This is a genomic window from Bacillus cereus group sp. BfR-BA-01408 (assembly GCF_022663305.1).
Lineage (GTDB): Bacteria > Bacillota > Bacilli > Bacillales > Bacillaceae_G > Bacillus_A > Bacillus_A pacificus.
Genome location: NZ_JAKUFF010000138.1, coordinates 1 through 4960, shown reverse-complemented (window position 1 = coordinate 4960; position 4960 = coordinate 1). Strand labels below are relative to the sequence as shown.

Below are 4960 nucleotides of genomic sequence, written 5' to 3'. Positions count from 1 at the left end.
ACAACTCTGATCAAGGTAAACAGCAAAACTCTAAAGGTAATAGTATTTATGATTTTACGAAACCAGAAAAAGACCGTATTCATTCTCTACAAGATTTAATAGAGAAACTCAAAAAATCTAGTGATTTCGTTAATTATCACACATCTGACGATGAAACGATGCCTTATTGGATTTCTTACTATCGTCCTTCTCTTGATGGTGAGAAATTGCAAAAGTATTTAATGCCTACTCTTTTAGAACGACCTAATGCTTCACTAGAAGAGCTGAAAGAGCATATTCCGATGAGCGGCATTACAATTACGAACGATTTACAAAAAATTGAGGACATGGTGTTAAAGGGGCATGCGATCGTTCAAGTAAATCAACAAGATCAAAAATGTATGCTCGCAAATATTGCAATTGATAATTATCGTGCACCAACTCCTCCTTTAAACGAATCGACTGTTATTGGTCCGCAAGAAGGTTTTGTAGAGGATATTGATACAAATATTAATTTAGTTCGAAAACGTCTTCCTGTTTTAGATTTACAAACAAAAGAGATGATTGTTGGTGAGTTTTCCAAAACAAAAGTTGTCATGATGTATTTAGACAACCTTGCTGAAAAAGATAATGTTGATTTTCTAGAAGAGTCATTACGCGCTCTTGAATATGATCAAATTAATGATAGTGCTTATTTACAAGAATTAATGGGTGAAAAATCAATCTTTCCTCTCTATATCAATACAGAACGCACTGATAGAGTTACAAAAGCACTAATCGATGGGAAAATCGCTATTTTTGTTGATGGTTCTCCAAGTGTTTTACTAACACCTGTATCCTATTTCGATTTTTTCATTTCACCAGAAGACTACAACGTCTCTTGGTTATACGCTACATTCTCAAGAATTTTACGCCTTATCGCCGTTCTATTCTCAATATGCGCTACACCGTTATACGTTGCAATTTTAAATTATCATTATGAACTCATTCCGAGTGATTTACTTGAAACTTTAATTTTATCAAGAGCACAAGTACCATTCCCACCTTTAATTGAAGCACTCTTTTTAGAACTTGCAATCGACTTACTGAGAGAAGCTGGCGCGAGGTTACCGATGAAAGTTGGTCAAACGCTCGGTATTGTAGGCGGTATCGTAATCGGGCAAGCATCTGTACAAGCTGGTTTAACGAGTAACATTTTATTAATTATCGTTGCTTTATCAGCACTCGCTTCCTTTATTACACCTATTTATAAAATGGGTAATGCGGTTCGATTACTACGTTTCCCGTTTCTCATATTTGCAGAAATAGGAGGTCTCTTCGGGATTTCTCTTGGATTTATCTTTTTATTTACCCATCTATTTAGACTTACTTCTTTACGCAAGCCGTACGCTTTGTTCTACCCAACAAGACAACAATCTGTTAAAGATTCTTGGATTCGTTTCCCTTTAACAATGATTGATACACGTGATGTACAAGCAAGACCACAACATGTAAAAAAAGCAGCGAAAGGAATTTCAACAAAACATAGATCAGACTTTGATGATTAAGAAATGAGGTGCATTCGATGAGTAAAGTTCAAGAAAAATATCAAATATCTCCTATCTTCGTTTTCTTCTTAATTCACGGTGCACAGTTCGGTGCTGGCGTTCTCGGTTTCGCTCGAATCACCGCAAAGGCCGCTGGTTACGACGGATGGATGGGCGTTGTAATCACAGGGCTCTGTATCCATCTTCTTATATGGATGATGTATTTTTTATTAAAAGAAACAAATGGAAATTTAATTGATTTACAAAGGCAAACGTTTGGAAAGTGGATAGGGAATGTCTTTAATATCATCTTTGCAGCTTATTTTTTAATCGTCAGTATTTCGGTTATTCGAACGTATGTTGAAATTATTCAAGTATGGATGTTTCCTACCGCTTCCACCTTTATGTTAACACTCTTTTTGTGCTTAGTTAGCTATTACATTATCTCTTCTGGATTTCGTGTAATTACCGGTATTTGCGTCATCTCTGTTGGTGGTACATTAGGATATTTATTTCTAAGCTTATTCGTTTTGAAATATTCACATTGGGATAATTTACTCCCTATATTCACCCATTCTTTTTCAGACATTTTAAAATCCGCTCAACTGTCAATCTACAGTATGACCGGTTTTGAGATTTACCTCATGGTGTATCCATTTGTAAAAAAGCCTATGCAATCTCATAAATACGCTCAGCTCGGAGCACTATTTTCAAATCTTCTATATCTATTTAGCACCCTTTTAGCTTTTGCATTTTTTAGTGAAAAACAATTGTTAAAAACGATATGGTCCCAACTTTCTATGACTCAAGTCATTCAATTACCATTTATAGAAAGACTCGAATATATTGCAATTTCAGGCTATGCACTCGTTATTATTTCAAGTTTTATCCTCCCTTTATGGGCGTCAATGAGAGCAACTCACGAAATATTCCGCGTAAAGCAAAGAGGTGTTTTAATCGCTTTTATCTTTATCACGCTCATTGTTTCGCAACTTTTAACAAACAGACACGATATTAATAACTTTATTAGTAATGCATCGAAGGTTAGTTTTTGGCTCATTTATGTATACATCCCAATTCTATTTATTATTGTGTGGGTGAAAAGAAAATGGAAAAAATCAAAAGCACAAGCAAATTAATACTTATTTCTTGTATAACATTCTTCAGTCTAACTGGGTGTTTACAAAAAAATATTATCGATGATGTACAACTTATTCAAGGAACAGTATTTGATGTTGCAAAAGATAAAAAACTAAAAGTGACATTCGTTTGTCCCATTCAGAAAAAAGGAAATAAAGTTCAAGTTTTTGAAGGCACCGCAAATGCCGTAAAACAAGTAAAAGCTGAAACATCTTTAGAGTCTTCTCAACCATTTGCTAGTGGGCAAATGCGTGTCGCTCTATATACGATAAGACTTGCCAAAACAGGAATGTCTACTTCATTCGATACATTACTTCGAGATGTAAACATAGGGAACGCTTTATATGTTGGTTTATTAGAGGGGAATGGTACTGAACTTTTAAAAGGCAAATATTCGACTTCATACAACGTTGCAATTTATATAAAAAAGTTGTTAGAACATAATATGGAGACCGGTCCTTTACCAACAGATAATCTGCATGTAGGAGCATTCCGTTATTATCAAGAAGGGCAAGACTACTATATTCCCATTCTAAAGAAGCATGGTGATAAAATAAAAATCAACGGAATTGGTCTTTTTAAAAAGGATAAATATATCGGGAAAATCGCAGAAAAAGATATGTTCATCTTTAAAGGACTATTAGAGAAACATAAATTAGATTCACATGAATTCAAAACAGATTCCGCGTACGTAATGATTAATAATATTCGTTCTGTTCCAACTTACGATATAAAAATTAAAAACGGGAAGCCTTCTTTCTTCATTCACGTTCATCTTGATGCACGTATTCAAGAACTATCGAAGCAAATTAACTTAGAAAATAACAAGAACACAAAAAACATTGAAAAAAACATCCAAAAACAATTAGATAAACAAGCTGCTAAATTAATTAAGCAGTTTAAATCTTTAGGCGTTGATCCTCTCGGGCTAGGAGCTAAATATAAGCAACATTATCGCCCATTCAAATTAGAAAAATGGAGACAGCTGTACAAAGATGTCCCTGTCACTGTAAAATACACCGTAAATATTACAAATTCTGGTGTAATTGAATGAGAAATGATTGAACTCCTCTCTCCAGCATGATACAACGGAAAGAGGAGTTTTTATTTTAGATAGAGAGAGAAGATATTTATGGGGGAGCTTATGTCTAAAAAATTAGTAAAGCCTATTTTAAATGGTATTTTATTTCTCGGCGTCTTTTTATTTGCTCATACATATTTAAAAAATGTTTCCTTCACACGTTATTTACTTGTCGTTATACCAATGTTACTCGTTGGTATATTTGGCATCGATCTTATTTTATCCATTTTAATTAAGAAAGAAGAATAACAGGCGAGCATCTTATTTTCTATAAGATGTTCTTTTCATTTCATAATCACCTTATGTTACAATGAGATTCGGCACTAAGCGAGAAAGGATGAAACAACATGACAAACGAAAAAGGTCTAGATAAAGGGTACGAACTTGTTGCGAAAATGCATGAAGTATTCGGACATCCTGTGACAAATACTCCAACAAAATTAACAGAAGAACGCGCAAAAATCCGTGCGAGTTTTATGCAAGAAGAGCTAGAAGAATTTCTAGAAGCAACGACTGTTGAAGATCAATACGATGCACTGATTGACCTTATTTACTTTGCATTCGGCACGTTTGCCGAAATGGGCGTACGTCCTGATAAAGGATTCGAAATTGTAAATAATGCAAACATGGCAAAACTATTCCCTGATGGGAAACCAAGATTCCGCGAAGGCGACGGCAAAATTCTAAAACCTGAAGGCTGGCAAGCACCAGAGCCACAACTTCGTGCTGAAATCGAACGTCAACGCCAAGAAGCTGAAAAAAACTGCTAGGATTTCCTAGCAGTTTTTTATTATGTCTTTTTTTCTGCAATTCATTAATGACCCACGTGTCCAGCATGCCCTGCTGCTCCACCAATGCTAGCTGCTCCTGCCGCTGCCCCTGCTCCTCCTGCCCCAATTCCACCTGTCCAAGGAGAAGATTGTTGTTGTTGATACTGTTGATACTGTTGATATTGTTGATATTGTTGATGTTGTTGATGTTGTTGACCTTGATGACCATGTTGGCCATGATGACCGTGCTGACCTTGATGGTGATGCTGGCCATGGTGACCGTGCTGACCTTGATGGTGATGCTGGCCATGGTGACCGTGCTGACCTTGATGGTGATGATGACCATGGTGACCGTGTTGATGGCCTTGATGTGTTTGATAAAGAACAGCCTGCGGATGAATGTGGTGTTGACCGTGGTGATGTACTTGTTGTTGGTGATGATGACCGTGCTGACCTTGGTGATG

The 4960-nt window shown here is 36.1% G+C and carries 5 protein-coding genes and 1 pseudogene; 5 read left to right on the top strand and 1 reads right to left on the bottom strand.

Annotated elements, in window-relative coordinates:
- The 5 genes from MR083_RS26030 to MR083_RS26010 form a co-directional block, all read left to right on the top strand.
- The coding region (locus MR083_RS26030) for a spore germination protein (RefSeq protein ID WP_242270065.1) at positions 1–1526 on the top strand (1526 nt) is incomplete at its 5' end.
- A gap of 17 nt (positions 1527–1543) precedes the next feature.
- Positions 1544–2644, top strand: a complete 1101-nt coding sequence (locus MR083_RS26025; protein WP_000049076.1) for a spore germination protein — start codon at positions 1544–1546, stop codon at positions 2642–2644.
- Positions 2614–3699: a Ger(x)C family spore germination protein gene (locus MR083_RS26020; RefSeq protein ID WP_000411395.1), complete on the top strand. Its 1086-nt coding sequence runs from the start codon at positions 2614–2616 to the stop codon at positions 3697–3699. Before MR083_RS26025 ends, MR083_RS26020 begins: the two co-directional genes overlap by 31 nt.
- Positions 3700–3789: 90 nt before the next feature.
- On the top strand, positions 3790–3975 hold the full coding sequence (locus tag MR083_RS26015; protein WP_000038779.1) for a hypothetical protein: 186 nt from the start codon (positions 3790–3792) through the stop codon (positions 3973–3975).
- 98 nt (positions 3976–4073) lie between these two features.
- Entirely contained in the window at positions 4074–4496 is a 423-nt protein-coding gene (locus MR083_RS26010) for a pyrophosphohydrolase domain-containing protein (protein WP_000180554.1), read from the top strand.
- A gap of 44 nt (positions 4497–4540) precedes the next feature.
- Here MR083_RS26010 and MR083_RS26005 read toward each other — a convergent pair.
- Positions 4541–4960, bottom strand: a pseudogene (locus MR083_RS26005) (hypothetical protein); the annotation flags it as partial.

Bases quoted from the DNA above. Each gene is read 5' to 3' on its own strand.
- MR083_RS26025 (WP_000049076.1), top strand. From the start codon at position 1,544: ATGAGTAAAGTTCAAGAAAAATATCAAATATCTCCTATCTTCGTTTTC.
- MR083_RS26020 (WP_000411395.1), top strand. From the start codon at position 2,614: ATGGAAAAAATCAAAAGCACAAGCAAATTAATACTTATTTCTTGTATA.
- MR083_RS26015 (WP_000038779.1), top strand. From the start codon at position 3,790: ATGTCTAAAAAATTAGTAAAGCCTATTTTAAATGGTATTTTATTTCTC.
- MR083_RS26010 (WP_000180554.1), top strand. From the start codon at position 4,074: ATGACAAACGAAAAAGGTCTAGATAAAGGGTACGAACTTGTTGCGAAA.